Below are 17,252 nucleotides of genomic sequence, written 5' to 3'. Positions count from 1 at the left end.
AATTGAAGAAATTATAGCAGCCAACACCAGCTATTACAAGCTTTTATCTCATTTTTTCTTAATCCTATCCCCCCTAGTTAGATATAGCTTAAAACTATACTTAACACTTATTGTCTGAAAAAAAAGTATATTTGCAATAATTTGATGTTTTTTTCAATTATATGACACTTTTGTTACGAAAACCATTGACAAATTCATGGTAACGTTCTATAATTAGAGTGTTCTAATTTTCGAGGGACTAAAAAAATATTGTTGTCATTTTCATGTCATGAATGCTAATACCAATAATCATTTTTCTATTCCTAAGAAACAATATATAAAAGGAGGAAGAACACTAATGGGTATCGGTATTATTATTGCTAGCCATGGTAAATTCGCTGAAGGTATTCACCAATCAGGTTCTATGATTTTTGGTGAACAAGAGAAAGTTCAAGTGGTTACTTTCATGCCAAATGAAGGTCCTGACGACTTGTACGCTCACTTCAAAGATGCCATTGCTCAATTTGACGCTGACGACGAAATTCTAGTCCTTGCAGACCTTTGGTCTGGATCACCATTTAACCAGGCAAGCCGAATTAAGGAAGAAAATCCTGATCGCAAGATGGTTATCGTGACAGGACTCAACTTACCAATGCTTATCCAAGCATATACGGAACGTATGGTAGCTCCTGATGCTGGGGTTGAAGAGATTGTCGCTAACATTTATAAGGAAACAAAAGAAGGCGTTAAAGTCCTTCCAGAAGGCCTTATTCCTGAAGAAGACACTAAACCAGCAGACGCTAAACCTTCTATTCCTAAGGGTACCATTCCTGAAGGAACAGTACTTGGTGATGGAAAAATCAAATACGTTTTGGCTCGTGTTGACACACGTCTCCTCCACGGTCAGGTTGCGACTGGTTGGACTCACTCAACTCACCCAGACCGTATCATCGTTGTTTCAGACACTGTTTGTCATGATAAACTTCGTACAAACATGATTAAACAAGCCGCTCCATCTGGTGTTCAAGTTCACGTTATCCCAATTAAAAACATGGTTAAAGCAAACAATGACCCACGTTTTGGTGATACACGTGCTATGCTTCTCTTTGAATCTGTTGAAGATGCTCTTGCTGCTGTTAAAGCAGGTGTTGATGTTAAAGAAATCAACCTTGGTTCTTCAGCTTATAAAGAAGGAAAAGTCAATGTTACTAAAGCTCTTTCATTTGACCAAACAGATGTGGATGCTATCAAAGAGTTGCAATCATTGGGTGTCAAATTTGACGTTCGTGGGGTACCAAGTGATAGCCCAGCAAACGTTGATGCCTTGATTAAGTCAGCTGAAACTAAATTAGCAGAGAAGAAATAATTTTGGAGGATGCATAAATGAGTTTAGTACAAATTATTTTAGTCGTAATTGTTGCTTTCATCATCGGTTGTAGCTCAGTTAACGACCAAATCGAAACATACCAACCAGTTGTGGCTTGTTCCCTTATCGGTCTTGTTACTGGTCATCTCGAACTCGGCGTAATGTTGGGTGGTAGCTTACAGTTGATCACTATGGGATGGGCTAACGTTGGTGCTGCCATGGCACCAGATGCCTCACTTGCCGCTGTAGCTTCTACAATCATCCTTATCTTGGGTGGTCAAGGAACTAAAGGGATTGGTCCTGCCATCGCCCTTGCGGTGCCTTTGGCTGTTGCCGGTCTTGCCTTGACAATGGTTGTCCGTACAGCAACTGTCTTCATCGCTCATATTATGGATAGCCGTGCAGAAGCTGCTGATATCGCTGGTGTTGAAAGATGGCACTTTATCGGTATGGCCCTCCAAGGTCTCCGTGTTGCTATCCCTGCCCTCCTCTTGCTCTTGATTCCTGCTCACCTCGTACAATCTGGTCTTGAAGCTATGCCTGAATGGTTAAAATCAGGTATGACAATCGGTGGTGGTATGGTTGTAGCCGTTGGTTATGCCATGGTTATCAACATGATGTCTAGTCGTGAAGTTTGGCCATTCTTCTTCCTTGGTTTTGCTTTGGCTGCCCTCAAAGAGTTGACCTTGATTAGCTTGGGTATCATCGGCCTCTGTCTTGCCGTTATGTACCTTGCGCTTGAAGCTAGTGGTTCAAATGGTTCTTCAAATGATGGAGGATCAGGTGATCCCCTCGGTGAAATTCTGGAAGACTTTTAATTAGGAGGAAAGAAAATGGCTGATTCAAAAATTAAATTAACAAAAGCAGATCGTTTCAAAGCTTTCTTGCGCTCATACTTCCTTTTAGCTTCATTCAACTATGAACGTATGCAAAATGGTGGTGTGGCTTACACCCTTATTCCTGCAATCAAAAAACTTTATCAAACTAAAGAAGACCGTGCTGCTGCGCTTAAGCGTCACTTGGAATTCTTCAATACACAACCTTTCATGGCCAACCCAATCTTTGGGGTTACGCTTGCCTTGGAAGAAGAACGTGCCAACGGTGCTGAGATCGATGATGCGGCTATCTCAGGGGTTAAGGTCGGTATGATGGGACCTCTTGCAGGTGCCGGTGACCCTCTCTTCTGGTTTACCCTTCGTCCAATCTTCCTTTCACTAGGAGCAGGTTTGGCTGTTTCAGGTAACGTCCTAGGCCCAATCGTCTTCTTCGTTCTCTGGAACGTTATGGTTGCCGCTGTTAAATGGTATACTCAAGAATTTGGTTACCGTGCTGGTACTGCGATTACAGACGACTTGTCAGGTAACCTTCTCCAACAAGTAACTCGTGGCGCATCAATGATGGGGATGTTCGTTATCGGTTCTCTTATCCAACGTTGGGTAAGCATTACCTTCACACCAGTTGTCTCTGTTGTTAAACAACAAGAAGGTGCTTATATCGATTGGGATAAACTTCCAAAAGGTATTGCCGGTGTTAAAGCAGCCTTCCTAGAACAAGCTGCTGGTAAATCACTCGAAGCCAACAAGGTAACAACATTGCAAGATAACTTGAACCAATTGATTCCTGGTCTTGCTGCCCTTGGTTTGACTTTCCTCTGTATGTACCTTCTTAAGAGAAAAGTTTCTCCAATCGTTATCATTTTGGGTATCTTTGTTCTAGCTATTGTGCTCCACATTATTGGTGTACTCTAATCGGAGCAAGGTATGGTTAAATCGCTCAATACCGAAATGGCTCACACAACTAAGGGAACTTGGTTTCGTGAAGGGCCTATTTACGGAAATATCATGGTCGGAGATAAGGCTTTCGAATTTTACAATGATACGAAGTTACAAGACTACGTTCAAATTCCTTGGGATGAAATCACTTATGTGATTGCCGATGTCTACTTCGGTGGTAAATTCATCCCACGCTTTGAAATCCGTACTAAGCAAAATGGACGTTTCCGTTTTGCCAGTCGAAAAAGCCGAATAACTTTGAAAGAAATTCAAAAAAGAATTCCTCGAGAAAGTTTAAGAAAAGCACCTAGCTTCATCGTTGTTCTCAAACAAGGCTTTAAGAATCTTTTCCGACTCATTGTCAAGAAGAAATAATCTCCGAATATTATAAAAAGATTGTCCAATCTAATAGTTGGGCAATCTTTTTATAATATTTTGCTCATTTTTGAAAGAAATTGACTTCTTTTGAAATTTTATCTCACTAGCTATTGACATTTACGTGAAAGCGTTTTACAATATAATTGTTCTTGATTTCTTATGTTTAAAAAGATTGAGAGACGCTTTTTTTAGCGTCTTGAAAAAAATCGGAGATAGTCTTTTTAAGCCTAGGAAATAATAATTTATAAGGAGGAGAACACGAATGGGTATCGGTATTATTATTGCCAGCCATGGTAAGTTCGCTGAAGGGATCCACCAATCAGGCTCTATGATTTTTGGAGACCAAGAGAAAGTTCAAGTCGTAACTTTCATGCCAAGTGAAGGTCCTGATGATTTGTACGCTCACTTCAACGACGCCATTGCACAATTCGATGCTGATGATGAAATTCTTGTTTTGGCTGACCTTTGGTCTGGTTCACCATTTAACCAAGCTAGCCGAATTGCTGGAGAAAATCCAGATCGCAAGATTGCTATCATCACAGGACTTAACTTGCCAATGCTAATCCAAGCATACACTGAACGTATGATGGATGCTAACGCTACTGCAGAGCAAGTTGCTGCTAATATCATCAAGGAAGCTAAGGGTGGTATCAAGGCACTTCCAGAGGAGCTTAATCCAGCTGAGGAAACAACAGCAGCTCCTGTAGAAGCTGCTGCACCTCAAGGAGCTATCCCAGAAGGGACAGTTATCGGAGATGGTAAACTCAAGATTAACTTGGCACGTTTGGACACACGTCTCTTGCATGGTCAGGTAGCAACTAACTGGACACCTGCTTCTAAAGCAGACCGTATCATTGTTGCTTCAGATGACGTTGCTAAAGATGAGCTTCGTAAAGAATTGATCAAACAAGCAGCACCAAATGGGGTTAAAGCAAACGTTGTTCCAATTCAAAAATTGATTGATGCTTCTAAGGACCCTCGCTTTGGTAACACACACGCGCTTATCTTGTTCGAAACTGTTCAAGACGCACTTCGTGCTATCGAAGGTGGCGTGCCAATCAAAGAACTTAACGTTGGTTCTATGGCTCACTCAACTGGTAAAACAATGGTTAACAACGTTTTGTCTATGGACAAAGACGATGTTGCTTGCTTCGAAAAATTGCGTGACCTTGGCGTTGAATTCGACGTCCGTAAGGTACCAAATGATTCTAAGAAAGATTTGTTCGACCTTATCAAAAAAGCTAACGTTCAATAACCTTCATTCGGATAAATTAGTTGATAATCTCAGCTAATCACAACTCAATAGAAAAGGAATTATTACCATGTCAGATATGTCAATTATTTCTGCAATTTTGGTCGTAGTTGTTGCCTTCCTTGCTGGTCTTGAAGGTATCCTTGACCAATTCCAATTCCACCAACCACTTGTTGCATGTACCCTCATCGGTGCTGCTACAGGTAACCTCACTGCAGGTATCATGCTTGGTGGTTCTCTTCAAATGATTGCCCTTGCTTGGGCTAATATCGGTGCCGCTGTCGCTCCTGACGCTGCCCTTGCCTCTGTTGCTGCTGCCATTATTTTGGTTAAAGGTGGTAACTTCACAACTGAAGGTATCGGTGTTGCGACTGCAACAGCTATCCCACTTGCGGTTGCCGGTCTCTTCCTAACTATGCTTGTTCGTACAGCATCTGTTGCCCTTGTTCACGCTGCAGATAAAGCAGCAGAAAGCGGAAACATCGCTGGTGTTGAACGTGCACACTACCTCGCCCTCCTTCTTCAAGGTTTGCGTATCGCTGTGCCAGCTGCCCTTCTTCTTGCTATCCCAGCAGAATCTGTTCAACATGCCCTTGGATTGATGCCTGACTGGCTCAACCACGGTATGGTTGTCGGTGGTGGTATGGTCGTAGCCGTTGGTTACGCCATGGTTATCAACATGATGGCAACTCGTGAAGTTTGGCCATTCTTCGCCATCGGTTTTGCTTTTGCTGCTATTAGCCAATTGACACTTATCGCTCTTGGTGCTATCGGTGTCGCTATTGCCTTCATCTACCTCAACCTTTCTAAACAAGGTGGCGGAAATGGTGGCGGAACTTCAACTGGTTCAGGCGACCCAATCGGCGATATCTTGGAAGACTACTAGGAAGGGGTGCTCTCATGGCTGAAAAAATTCAATTATCTCAAGCGGATCGTAAAAAGGTTTGGTGGCGCTCACAATTCTTGCAAGGTTCATGGAACTATGAACGTATGCAAAACTTGGGTTGGGCTTACTCACTCATTCCTGCTATTAAAAAACTCTATACTAACAAAGAAGACCAAGCCGCAGCTCTTAAACGTCACTTGGAATTCTTCAATACCCACCCTTACGTAGCTGCTCCTATCATGGGTGTTACCTTGGCTCTTGAAGAAGAAAAAGCTAACGGTACTGACATCGAAGATGCTGCTATCCAAGGGGTTAAAATCGGTATGATGGGACCTCTTGCCGGTATCGGTGACCCTGTTTTCTGGTTCACAGTTCGTCCTATCCTTGGTGCCCTCGGTGCATCATTGGCACAAGCTGGTAACATCGCTGGTCCACTTATCTTCTTCATCGGTTGGAACCTTATCCGTATGGCCTTCTTGTGGTACACTCAAGAACTTGGTTACAAAGCAGGTTCAGAAATCACTAAAGACATGTCTGGTGGTATCTTGAAAGATATTACTAAAGGGGCATCAATCCTTGGTATGTTCATCTTGGCTGTCCTTGTTGAACGTTGGGTTTCTATCGTCTTCACTGTAAACCTTCCAGGTAAAGTTTTGTCTAAAGGTGCCTATATCGAATGGCCTAAAGGCAATGTTAGCGGTGACCAACTTAAGACTATCCTCGGCCAAGTTAATGACAAACTTAGCTTCGATAAGATTCAAGTGGATACCCTCCAAAAACAATTGGATTCATTGATTCCAGGTTTGATGGGACTTCTCCTTACTTTTGCATGTATGTGGTTGCTTAAGAAGAAAGTTTCACCAATCACAATCATCATCGGACTCTTTGTAGTTGGTATTGTTGCAAGCTTCTTCGGAATCATGTAAAAAGAGTAAGAGTTTAGCAAAGCTGAACTCTTTTCTTATGCTATAATAAAGGTACTACAATCAAAAAGCGAGATAGATATGGCACAATCACTAAACAAAACAGTTGAACTGCATACAACAGGCGTTTCCTACATGGCTATCGGAGGGAAAGTCGGTAAATTTCTAATAGGAGATGTGGCTCTTGAATTCTACCCAGATGTCAATGTCGAGCAATACATTCAAATCCCATGGACTAGCATCACACAAATCGGTGCGAATGTCTCAGGAAAGAGAATTAGCCGCCACTTTGAAGTGTTGACAGACAAGAGCAAATTCCTCTTTGCTTCTAAAGATTCTGGGAAAATTCTAAAGATTGCTAGGGAACATCTTGGCAATGAAAAAGTCGTCAAGCTACCAACTCTTATTCAAACTATTGGCGCTCGACTCAAAGGTTTATTTGCCAAAAAATCATAATTTTTGTATAATATAACAGACGGATAAGTACTAGCTAGACCCTTACAGAAAGCCTGCGGTTGCTGCGAGCAGGTAGGGTTAACCTACGAAATTCTACCGTTTCTAATAATTAAAAACATAAACAAGTGCACTCCTGTGAAGTTGGATGGAACCGTGGCCTAAGTCACTCCAACACTTTCACTGGAGTGTTTTACTTTTTGGAGGAACTTATGTTAGATGTAAAACGTATTCGTAACGACTTCGATGCCCTTGCCGAAAAGTTGGCTACACGTGGTGTCGCTACTGAAACTTTAAATGAACTCAAAGAGCTTGATGTTAAACGTCGCGAACTTCTTATCAAATCTGAAGAACTCAAAGCTCAACGTAACATTGCTTCAGATGGTATCGCTCAAGCTAAGCGTAACAAAGAAGATGCTTCCGAACAAATCGCAGCAATGCAAAAAGTCTCTGCAGAAATTAAGGAGATTGATGCAGAACTTGCTGCTATCGATGAAAAGCTTAATGCCATCGTTGTGACACTTCCAAACACACCAAATGACTCTGTTCCTGTAGGCGCTGACGAAGATGAAAATGTAGAAGTTCGTCGTTGGGGAACACCTCGTGACTTTGATTTTGAAGTTAAAGCACACTGGGATCTTGGGGAAGACCTTGGTATCCTAGATTGGGAACGTGGTGCTAAAGTCACTGGTTCTCGCTTCCTCTTCTACAAAGGCCTTGGAGCAAAATTGGAACGCGCGATCTACAACTTCATGTTGGATGAGCACGCTAAAGAAGGTTACACTGAGATGATCACACCTTACATGGTTAACCACGACTCAATGTTCGGTACTGGTCAATATCCAAAATTCAAGGAAGATACTTTCGAGCTTGACGGTACTGACTACGTCCTTATCCCAACAGCTGAAGTTCCTTTGACAAACTACTACCGCGGTGAAATCCTTGACGGTAAAGAATTGCCAATCTACTTCACAGCTATGAGCCCTTCATTCCGTTCAGAAGCTGGTTCAGCTGGTCGTGATACACGTGGTTTGATTCGTCTTCACCAATTCCACAAGGTTGAAATGGTCAAATTCTCAAAACCTGAGGACTCATATGATGAGTTGGAAAAAATGGTAGTTAACGCTGAAAACATCCTTCAAAAACTTAACTTGCCATACCGTGTCATCACTTTGTGTACTGGCGATATGGGATTCTCAGCTGCGAAAACTTACGACTTGGAAGTTTGGATTCCAGCACAAAACACTTACCGCGAAATTTCTTCATGTTCAAACACAGAAGATTTCCAAGCCCGTCGTGCACAAATCCGTTACCGTGACGAAGCTGATGGTAAGGTAAAACTTCTTCACACTCTTAACGGTTCAGGACTTGCTGTTGGACGTACAGTAGCCGCTATCCTTGAAAACTACCAAAACGAAGATGGTTCAGTAACTATCCCTGAAGTTCTTCGTCCTTACATGGGTGGTGCTGAAGTGATTTCACCAAAATAAATAAGAGAAATCTCCAGAAAAACTGGAGATTTTTTTAGTTTTGATTAGCTTCCTCGTAGTATGGTTTCAACTTATAGAATCCATCAGCGAGTTCTTCTACCAACTCTTCCATTGTTTCACTAGCAGTCACAGGGACATCATACTTGACCAAGACCTTACGAACACGACCATCTCTAACTGCTTCTTTAAGCATCTGGCGATTCTCTTCAGTTCCTTCCACACGATGACTAACACCATTTTCCTGGGCAAAATAGTATAGAGAGGGTGCAATCGGTAAGTCTAGGACCTTATGTTGCTTAGCTAAAGTAGTATCTGATTTTTTCCGTTCGACAAAGCTAACTTCTACTGAAATCCCCCATTTTTCAGGCTGACCATAAAGTCGAATCGCCATAGCAACATCTTCTAAACTATCCTCAGGGGCCCTGTAATAGCACCAAAAGTGCGGACGACATATTTGTGCTTGATTAGCCCAATTACTGACACGATCCATCTTAAAGGGTGCCAAACGCTCCTCTAGAAGTTTTGCTAAAGTCTGCATCTCCTTACGAGCTGCTTGACCAAGTGCCTTGAGGTCTTCCATCTCTTCCTGATGTGGACCGGCTTTTTCAGGTTTGATATACTTAACACCTTGTTTAGATAAATAAGCTTGAACATTTTCTAACATCGTTTTCTCCTTACAATGATAAAAGACCAACCCATAAAAATTCTATTCTGGTTGGTCTCTTTTTTTATTTACGTTTACGAGCAATCAAATGAATTGGTGTTCCCTCAAAACCAAAGGCTTGACGAATTTGATTTTCCAAGAAACGCATGTATGAGAAGTGCATAAGCTCTTCTTCATTGACAAAGATAACAAATGTTGGTGGTTTAACCGAAACTTGTGTGCCATAGAAAATCTTAAGGCGTTTTCCTTTGTCAGTTGGTGTTGGGTTGATGGCAATGGCATCCATGATAACATCATTCAAAACAGCTGATGAAATACGACGGTTCTGACTCTCACTGATGCGTTTAATCATCTCTGGCAACTTGTTAAGACGTTGTTTCGTCTCAGCCGATACAAAGATAATTGGTGCATAGCTCAAAAATTGGAACTGATCACGGATATCTGCTTCCCAGTTAGCAACGGTATGATTGTCTTTCTTAATCGTATCCCATTTGTTAACTACGATGATAATCCCTTTACCAGCTTCATGGGCAAAACCAGCAATACGCTTATCATACTCACGGATACCTTCTTCGGCATTGATAACCATAAGGACGATATCAGAACGGTCAATGGCACGCATTGAACGCATGACAGAGTATTTTTCTGTGTTTTCATAAACCTTACCAGATTTACGCATACCAGCGGTGTCAATCATGGTATACTCTTGACCTTCACTGTCCACAAAGTTTGTATCAATGGCATCTCGAGTAGTACCAGCAATCGGGCTGGCAATCACTCGGTCCTCACCCAAAATGGCGTTAATCAAGCTTGATTTTCCGACGTTTGGACGTCCAATCAAACTAAAACGAATGATATCTGGATTTTCTTCTTCAACTTCTGTTGGGAGGTTTTCAACGATAGCATCGAGAACATCCCCTGTACCGATACCGTGAACAGATGAAACTGGATAAGGATCACCAAGTCCAAGAGAATAAAAATCATAGATATCTGCACGCATCTCAGGGTTATCCACTTTATTTACCGCCAAGATAACAGGCTTGTTGGTCTTATAGAGAATACGAGCAACGTACTCGTCCGCATCTGTCACGCCTTCCTTACCTGAAACGACAAAGACAATAACGTCAGCTTCAGTCATGGCAATGTCAGCTTGGTGCTTAATTTGTTCCATAAATGGTGCATCAACATCATCAATACCACCTGTATCAATTAAGCTAAACTGGCGATTAAGCCATTCAGCAGAGGTATAAATACGGTCACGTGTTACCCCTTCAACGTCTTCGACGATAGAGATACGTTCACCCGCAATTCGGTTAAATAGGGTCGATTTCCCAACGTTTGGGCGACCCACGATAGCAACTGTAGGTAATGTCATATGTTTAAGTCCCTGATTAAATAGGGATTCCTTTCTTCATTTAGCAGTCTCACTTCCACCAAGGAAAGCAAACTCTCTTATTCTTTATCATTATTAGGATCACCCTAACGGCGATTAACACCCTTCAAGTGAACCTCTTTGGCAAGAAAACGGATACGCTCCATCACACGTTTGGCCTGCCAAGTCTCGTCTCCTTGACGTCCATTGGATAGCTTAGCTTCTAAATCCGCAAAACTATAGTTAGACGTAAAGAAGGTAGGCAGCTCCTCAATCATGCGATGCTGGAGGATAACTTGCAAAACATCATCCCTAATCCAAGAAGAGAATTGTTCTGCACCAATATCATCTAGAACCAAAACTTCCGCCTGTTTGACAGCATCAATTTGCTCCTTGACAGAACCATCCTTGATTCCATTTTTAACATCAATAGTAAATGATGGGTAATGAATAATGGTCGTCGCAACCTTCTTGGTCTCTGAAAGTTCATGAGCCATAGCAGCCAACATGAAGGATTTTCCAACCCCCATGTCTCCGTAGATATAAAGGCCTTTCTGGTCTGGACTAGGGTAATTCGCCACAAAATCCACGAGACTCTCAAAGGTATCAACACGAGCCACATCATCTAGAGCAATGTCCGCAAAGGTAATCTTACGATAAGACTGAGGCAGACTCACCAAATTAATCCGTTTAGCAATAGCCTGCTGTTCTTGTTGCTCTTTGAGCTGACGCGTCTCCTTATAGGTGACATCAGCGTAGCCTTCATTCATGGTCAGAATCGGTTCATACCCTTTGGCAATATACGAGGCATCACCTTCCTTTACCTTACGGCATTCCACCAGGAATTGATTAAACTTAGGAAGACTACGCTTGATTTCATCCTGGCTTAGGCTATGCTCTTGAATAAAGCTAGCCACTCTTGGATCCGCTAAAATTTGCTTCGTTAAATCTGTTGCATTGCCAGACCCATGATGCCCTGTTCGGTTTAGGGTTTGTCCAACTCTTTCCATAGGCTACTCCTTTCCTTTTTCTAGTTTTGCCAAAGCTCGACGTCTAATTTCATCCAACTTGGCCTGATCAGCCTGACTGGTTTGATTATCATAATCTGGATTACTCCAGCTCGGCACATTTGTTTTCTTCTTAGAATCAGCTTTTGCTTGCTGTGATTTCTTATCGTAACCACTACGCAAAGCTAAAAGCCCCTGTTCAGCAGTGACGATATTCTTAAAGGCAAAATCGTTGGCAAGTTTAGAGATATACTCTCGATTTACATTCGTTGAACGTGTCCGTCCCAAACTGTAGGCAACCATGAGGTTAATTACCTCATCCATAAAGCCTCTTTGTGCCAAATCCGTGAGAATCTGCTTCTCAGAATTAGTCACAGTCCCGCTTGGGCCTTTAGCACTTTGCAAGTAATCTATAGGCTTTTCGGACCTAACCGCTTTAAGAATCTTTTTCTCCGTCTCCGTCAAAGCAGAATCACCACCCAATGTTTGAGCTTGAGCCTGTTCTAATTGCACCTGCATACGCTTGACAATAATCTGGTGGTTCACGGCTGTCTTTTTCGCTAAGAGATAGGTATCATACCAATTCATGCCATGAGTTTCAGACAATTTATAGATTTCTGGCACATCTGTCTTTTCATCTGTAAATACAAGTCCGTCAGCCTGCATACGATTCCTGAAACTGCTTAAATCAAACGAATTTTTAGGCTTGATTTCAGACACAGACTTTTGAGTCAAACGCTCATCGGTAAAGACATCCGAAAAACGTTTAGATAAATCTTGCAAGCCTTGTAGACCTGCCGGTTTCAAAGCATCTACTGCTGGTTCACTAATCTTTTGCTCGAGAAGTGAACTATAAACGGCATGTTTTAGAAACTGCTCAATTGATAAGGGAGACTTAAGCTCTATAACATAAACCCCTTGAGGTGAGTGGTAAAAGGCCAAGAGATCTACTGCTGTCAGAACCGCCAGTGCTTCCTGAAGGGGCTGCATTCCAAAGTTAAGATGGTTCAGAATAGCCGCAAACTTATGGCGGTGATTACCATTGTCATAAAAAGCCACGAAATACTGGTAGAGAGCGTATCCTTCACTCCCAATAATGGGATAATAGCAACGCATCAAACTTGCCTGATCGGGAACGATAACCTGATTGCCAACATAGACAAATTCTTCAATAGGTCTCATTTTTTAGACTCTTTTTTCGCACGTACAGTTTTGGTGATTTCTTGAAGCAACTCTTCAATCTCATCAACATCTTTGAAAGAACGGTAGACACTGGCAAAACGTACATAAGTGATTTCATCAAGGTCAGCAAGTTCTTTCATCACTAAATTCCCAATGACATCACTATCAACCTCTCCATCATGGTTACGACGAATGTTTTGCTCAATACGGGTGATGGCATTTTCGATATCCTCACTAGAAACCGGACGCTTCTGAGCACTCATCAAGATACCATTGAAAATCTTATCGCGAGAGAATTGTTCACGGGTACCGTCTTTTTTGACAACCAAAAGTGGAACTTCCTCCACACGCTCAAATGTTGTAAAACGAGCATGACAAGAATCACACTCACGACGACGACGAATGGTATTCCCATCCTCTGCCTGACGGCTATCGATAACACTAGATTTATTATGTTGACATTTTGGACAACGCATGCACTTCACCACCAATCTTTGAAATTCGGTACTCTATTTTACCATAAAAACACATAAAAAGCACGCCCTAAACGAGGCGTGCTCATGACCAAGAATCACTTTAAGTCTCTTATAAATTGATTTAAAGCTCAAGCTGAGGTGTCGTCGTTCCTCCATCCGCAAATGGAATGTAAAGGTCGAAACGTGTTCCAACACCAAGTTCAGAACTAACATCGATACGACAACGATAAGCTTCCACAATTTGGTAAAGGATTGACAAACCAATACCAACACCAGATTGCGTTGTCGTACGGTTACGTGCCTTATCTGAACGGTAGAAGCGCTCAAAGATATGCTCAATATCTTCTTTAGAAATCCCTTCACCATTATCTTGCACTTGTACCAACATTTCATCTTCCAGAGCCTTAATTGTAACCTGGATTTCCTTGTTAACAGGAGAATACTTGACCGCATTATCAATCAAAATCGTAATCGCCTGTTCAAAGTGTTGGCTGTAAATCTGTGCAGGGCGCTCTGAGCTCTCGAAATCATTGAGATAGAATTGGTAGTCTTCGTGCAAGACACGGAAGTTACCAATAACCGTACGGATTGAAGAATTCAAATCACAAGTATCGTTTCTGTGATTTTCAAATGATCCTTTGACACGGATAGAATCCAACATATCATTAATCATAATCGTCATACGGTTGGCCTCGTGACTGGCAGCCTCAAGACTTTCCTCAAGAATCTCAGGGTCATTTTTACCCCAACGTTGCAAGAGGTCCATATGCCCCTTGATAACCGCAATCGGTGTACGCAATTCATGACTGACGTCACTCAAGAAGCGCATCTGCATCTGATTATTTTCTTGGATTTTATCCATCATACGGTTAAAGTTAACCGCCAAATCACCAATTTCATCGTGACTTTCAATCTTAGAACGAAGTTCCAAATCACTTGGCGAATCGGTGATTACTCCCATCGTTTCGTGCAACTGTCTCATCGGACGCAGAATAGATGTCAAGACAACTACAGTCGCTGCGATAACTAGGACCGTCATCCCCACTTCTAGGAAAATCAATAAGAAAATCAAACGCTCTTTAAGAGCATAATAGAATTCCAAATCATGGAAGATTTGGGCATAACCAACGATGGTCTTTTTATCTTTACCGTAGATTGGAACTTGTAGCAAGAAACCACGCTTCCCTTTATAGGAAACTGACTTCAGTTTGTTTACCTCGGACATACCTGGAGGCGAATCTGTGTTCTCCTCAGAAGTAAAGATAAACGTTCCCTTTTTGTCATAAACAAAAACAGATTGGTTAGAATATAATTTATTAGAAATCGCAACCTGACCATCCAAAGAGTGCTTTTCGGAAAGCACGCCATTAATGATCGATGCATAGATATTTTTAGGTGAATAAAGGGCCGCTAAAAGCGGTTCTGGACTCAACTCTTCGTCGGAGTCCCAGTCCTTTTCGATATAAGTAACAACTTTTGAGATTGTAGTGTTTACATTTTGACGTTCACGTTGCAAAAGTAGCGTATTTGCTGAGAAAACAACAACCAGAGTGAACATCGACAATACAAGAAAGAAGACCACAGCAGTTGTCATGGTCAACTTTTTTCTAATGGTTACTTTACCAAATAATTTATCTTGTAATTTACTCATTTTTCACGGATAACGTAACCCATTCCTCGTACTGTTTGAATATATGATTCCTTACCTGGAACGTCGATTTTTCCACGCAAGTAACGAATATAAACATCTACCACGTTTGTTTCGATGGCGTCATCATATTTCCAAACTTGAAGCAAGAGTTCCTCACGGGTCATCACTTGGTTCATATTGCTCAAAAGTGTGTTCAACAAATCAAACTCACGTTTTGTCAATGGAATTGCTTCATCACCACGAACAACTGTACGGTTTTGAACATCCAATTTCAAATCACGATAAGTTGATGCTTTTGCTGGTGCATTCTTAGCAGCTTCGATATCTTGGCGACGGAAGGTTGCACGGATACGTGCCAATAGTTCTTCAATCGCAAATGGTTTTACAATATAGTCATCAGCACCGCGGTCCAAACCAGCAACAATGTCCATGATTGAATCGCGAGCTGTCATCATCATAATATAAGTATCTTTTTCTTGTTGGAGACGACGTGTTACTTCAAAACCGTCCATCTCAGGCAACATAAGGTCCAAGAGAATAAGATCGAAATCTTTCTCGAGTGCCATTTCAAGTCCTTCGCGTCCGTTGTCTGCTGTCACAACGTCGTATCCTTCGTGTTGAAGTTCAAGAGAGACAAAACGAGCAAGGTTTTTCTCATCTTCAACAATCAAAATGCGTTTGCTCATAATAAGTATTTACCACTTTCTTAAAATTTTTTGACTTCCATTTCCCTTAAAAAGTCTGTAGATCTACCCAATGAATAAATCCGAAAATTAACTTCTAATGATATAATAATATAGATTTTTAAAATTGTCAAACATTTTTAGTTTGTTTTTTTGAATTAATTTTCATCAAAAAGACCGTTCAATTGGGCAAAGGGATTACTTGCCTCTTTTTTCTCCTGTTGAAGTGCGGCAAAGTCCTCTTCTGACAAGACTTCCCAGTCATTCCCAGAGAGCGAAATTTGTCCTGATTCTTCCTCAGGTGTTAGTACTCTCAAAGGAATATTAAGAAGAATATTATCTAGAATACTCTCATCAAGATTAATGGTGTCCCCATCCAAGATAAGAACTAGATTTTCTTCGACTAATTCCTTTTGAAGAGCAGCATCTGCCTCTTGTATAAAGGTTTCTGAAACTGGATAGTTAAAACTAAGGGTCACAGGTTCAAGTGAACGGCTAGATGGCAAGGTAATATCATAGCTAAGTTGATAATCCAAAAGGTACAAACCATTGTCATAGGCTACCTGCCCACTTGCTTGAATCTGTTCAAGATTTAAAACTTGATCATAGCGTTCTTTAATAGACTCCAACAAAGAAGGTGCTTCGTTAAAGGCGAGCCCTTCTGGAGACTTTCTAACTTCTGAAAGATAAATCATTTTTAATCCTCAAATTAAATTTCCCCATAGGGATCTATTTTCAATCCACAAGACCATAATCCCCTACATTCACTTTTCATTAGAGAGCATGATTATGATTTTAGACTTAATTAGTATTATATCAAATTTTTAAGAAAAAATAACACCTTTAATATTACATATTTCTTAAACTTAGAACATTTTTCAAAGCTAATGAGAAACTTACTCAGACCTAGTTTCCATCTGTCTTATAGCGTTAGATGAAAGCTCTTAATTATGGTAAAATAAGAGCATTGAAACTAGATAAAAGGAATATAAAATGACACCTGAAGATTTTTACAAGGCTCTGAAAGAACTGGGGTTCGATCTCAGCCAAAAACAAAAAGACCAATTCCAACGCTACTTTGAGCTCTTGGTAGAATGGAATGAAAAGATTAACCTTACTGCAATTACAGAAAGAGACGAGGTCTACCTCAAACATTTCTACGATTCCCTAGCTCCTGTTCTCCAAGGACATATTAAAAATCAGACTATTCGACTTCTCGATATCGGAGCTGGAGCTGGATTTCCAAGTCTCCCTATGAAAATCCTTTGTCCTGAGCTTGATGTGACTATCATTGACTCTCTTAATAAACGCATCAATTTCCTAAATCTATTGGCTGATGAACTTGAGCTCAGCGGTGTTCACTTCTATCATGGACGTGCAGAGGATTTTGGACAAGACAAGGGCTTCCGTGCTCAGTTTGATATTGTAACTGCCCGTGCTGTTGCACGCATGCAGGTTCTCTCAGAATTGACCATTCCTTTCTTAAAGGTGGGTGGACAACTTATTGCACTTAAAGCTGCAGCAGCTGACGAAGAGCTAGCCGATGCTAAAAATGCCTTGAACTTGCTTTTTGCCAAACCTATTCTCAATGAGAACTATAAACTGCCAAATGGGGATGGACGTAATATCACCATTGTCGATAAGAAAAAAGAAACCCCAAATAAGTACCCACGTCGTGCTGGGATGCCTAACAAGAAGCCGTTATAACGTTTATCCAA

Annotated in this window: 18 protein-coding genes; 10 read left to right on the top strand and 8 right to left on the bottom strand. The window is 41.3% G+C overall.

Going from position 1 to position 17,252, the window contains the following annotated elements:
• Nucleotides 1–337: 337 nt before the first annotated feature.
• From HMPREF2607_RS02095 to serS, 9 genes are all read left to right on the top strand, one after another.
• Nucleotides 338–1,345, top strand: a complete 1,008-nt coding sequence (locus HMPREF2607_RS02095) for a PTS sugar transporter subunit IIB (RefSeq protein WP_002889985.1) — start codon at nucleotides 338–340, stop codon at nucleotides 1,343–1,345.
• A 17-nt stretch (nucleotides 1,346–1,362) separates the two neighbouring features.
• Nucleotides 1,363–2,163 (top strand): PTS mannose/fructose/sorbose transporter subunit IIC, encoded by an 801-nt coding sequence (locus HMPREF2607_RS02090; RefSeq protein ID WP_002886606.1) that lies wholly within the window; start codon nucleotides 1,363–1,365, stop codon nucleotides 2,161–2,163.
• Nucleotides 2,164–2,178: 15 nt separating this feature from the next.
• Complete coding sequence (locus tag HMPREF2607_RS02085; protein WP_014633903.1) at nucleotides 2,179–3,093, top strand: PTS system mannose/fructose/sorbose family transporter subunit IID; 915 nt, start codon at nucleotides 2,179–2,181, stop codon at nucleotides 3,091–3,093.
• A gap of 12 nt (nucleotides 3,094–3,105) precedes the next feature.
• On the top strand, nucleotides 3,106–3,492 hold the full coding sequence (locus HMPREF2607_RS02080) for a DUF956 family protein (RefSeq protein ID WP_014633902.1): 387 nt from the start codon (nucleotides 3,106–3,108) through the stop codon (nucleotides 3,490–3,492).
• Between the two features lie 265 nt (nucleotides 3,493–3,757).
• Nucleotides 3,758–4,750: a PTS sugar transporter subunit IIB gene (locus tag HMPREF2607_RS02075; protein ID WP_002883770.1), complete on the top strand. Its 993-nt coding sequence runs from the start codon at nucleotides 3,758–3,760 to the stop codon at nucleotides 4,748–4,750.
• A gap of 67 nt (nucleotides 4,751–4,817) precedes the next feature.
• Nucleotides 4,818–5,633 (top strand): PTS mannose/fructose/sorbose transporter subunit IIC, encoded by an 816-nt coding sequence (locus HMPREF2607_RS02070; protein ID WP_048790689.1) that lies wholly within the window; start codon nucleotides 4,818–4,820, stop codon nucleotides 5,631–5,633.
• A 14-nt stretch (nucleotides 5,634–5,647) separates the two neighbouring features.
• Nucleotides 5,648–6,559, top strand: coding sequence for a PTS system mannose/fructose/sorbose family transporter subunit IID (locus HMPREF2607_RS02065; RefSeq protein ID WP_002883717.1), 912 nt, complete (start codon nucleotides 5,648–5,650; stop codon nucleotides 6,557–6,559).
• Nucleotides 6,560–6,637: 78 nt separating this feature from the next.
• Entirely contained in the window at nucleotides 6,638–7,012 is a 375-nt protein-coding gene (locus HMPREF2607_RS02060; RefSeq protein WP_002883765.1) for a DUF956 family protein, read from the top strand.
• Nucleotides 7,013–7,221: 209 nt separating this feature from the next.
• A complete protein-coding gene (gene serS / locus HMPREF2607_RS02055; protein ID WP_070475556.1) occupies nucleotides 7,222–8,499 on the top strand; it encodes a serine--tRNA ligase in 1,278 nt (425 codons plus the stop codon).
• A 34-nt stretch (nucleotides 8,500–8,533) separates the two neighbouring features.
• On the opposite strand, the gene HMPREF2607_RS02050 is transcribed toward serS, so the two are convergent.
• From HMPREF2607_RS02050 to HMPREF2607_RS02015, 8 genes are all read right to left on the bottom strand, one after another.
• Nucleotides 8,534–9,163, bottom strand: a complete 630-nt coding sequence (locus HMPREF2607_RS02050) for a ribonuclease P (protein ID WP_070475552.1) — start codon at nucleotides 9,161–9,163, stop codon at nucleotides 8,534–8,536.
• Nucleotides 9,164–9,227: 64 nt separating this feature from the next.
• Nucleotides 9,228–10,538 (bottom strand): ribosome biogenesis GTPase Der, encoded by a 1,311-nt coding sequence (der, locus tag HMPREF2607_RS02045; RefSeq protein ID WP_002886596.1) that lies wholly within the window; start codon nucleotides 10,536–10,538, stop codon nucleotides 9,228–9,230.
• A 104-nt stretch (nucleotides 10,539–10,642) separates the two neighbouring features.
• The gene (gene dnaI, locus HMPREF2607_RS02040; protein ID WP_002883792.1) at nucleotides 10,643–11,545 is read right to left on the bottom strand and encodes a primosomal protein DnaI; all 903 of its coding nucleotides are present in this window, start codon (nucleotides 11,543–11,545) and stop codon (nucleotides 10,643–10,645) included.
• A 3-nt stretch (nucleotides 11,546–11,548) separates the two neighbouring features.
• Nucleotides 11,549–12,724 carry a DnaD domain protein gene (locus HMPREF2607_RS02035; RefSeq protein WP_021143563.1) on the bottom strand — a complete coding sequence of 392 codons (1,176 nt, stop codon included), beginning with the start codon at nucleotides 12,722–12,724 and terminating at the stop codon, nucleotides 11,549–11,551.
• Nucleotides 12,721–13,200, bottom strand: a complete 480-nt coding sequence (gene nrdR / locus HMPREF2607_RS02030) for a transcriptional regulator NrdR (RefSeq protein WP_002883820.1) — start codon at nucleotides 13,198–13,200, stop codon at nucleotides 12,721–12,723. Before nrdR ends, HMPREF2607_RS02035 begins: the two co-directional genes overlap by 4 nt.
• A 121-nt stretch (nucleotides 13,201–13,321) precedes the next feature.
• Nucleotides 13,322–14,851, bottom strand: a complete 1,530-nt coding sequence (locus HMPREF2607_RS02025; protein ID WP_048673865.1) for a HAMP domain-containing sensor histidine kinase — start codon at nucleotides 14,849–14,851, stop codon at nucleotides 13,322–13,324.
• Nucleotides 14,848–15,537, bottom strand: a complete 690-nt coding sequence (locus HMPREF2607_RS02020) for a response regulator transcription factor (protein WP_002883757.1) — start codon at nucleotides 15,535–15,537, stop codon at nucleotides 14,848–14,850. Before HMPREF2607_RS02020 ends, HMPREF2607_RS02025 begins: the two co-directional genes overlap by 4 nt.
• Before the next feature lie 155 nt (nucleotides 15,538–15,692).
• Nucleotides 15,693–16,229: a DUF177 domain-containing protein gene (locus HMPREF2607_RS02015; protein WP_002883813.1), complete on the bottom strand. Its 537-nt coding sequence runs from the start codon at nucleotides 16,227–16,229 to the stop codon at nucleotides 15,693–15,695.
• A gap of 298 nt (nucleotides 16,230–16,527) precedes the next feature.
• On the opposite strand from HMPREF2607_RS02015, the gene rsmG reads away from it, so the two are divergent.
• A complete protein-coding gene (gene rsmG / locus HMPREF2607_RS02010) occupies nucleotides 16,528–17,241 on the top strand; it encodes a 16S rRNA (guanine(527)-N(7))-methyltransferase RsmG (protein ID WP_049529060.1) in 714 nt (237 codons plus the stop codon).
• The last annotated feature ends 11 nt before the right edge of the window (nucleotides 17,242–17,252 follow it).

It is taken from the genome of Streptococcus sp. HMSC078H03 (assembly GCF_001808655.1).
Classification (GTDB): Bacteria; Bacillota; Bacilli; order Lactobacillales; family Streptococcaceae; genus Streptococcus; species Streptococcus salivarius_G.
This window is presented reverse-complemented; position numbering and strand designations above follow the sequence as displayed.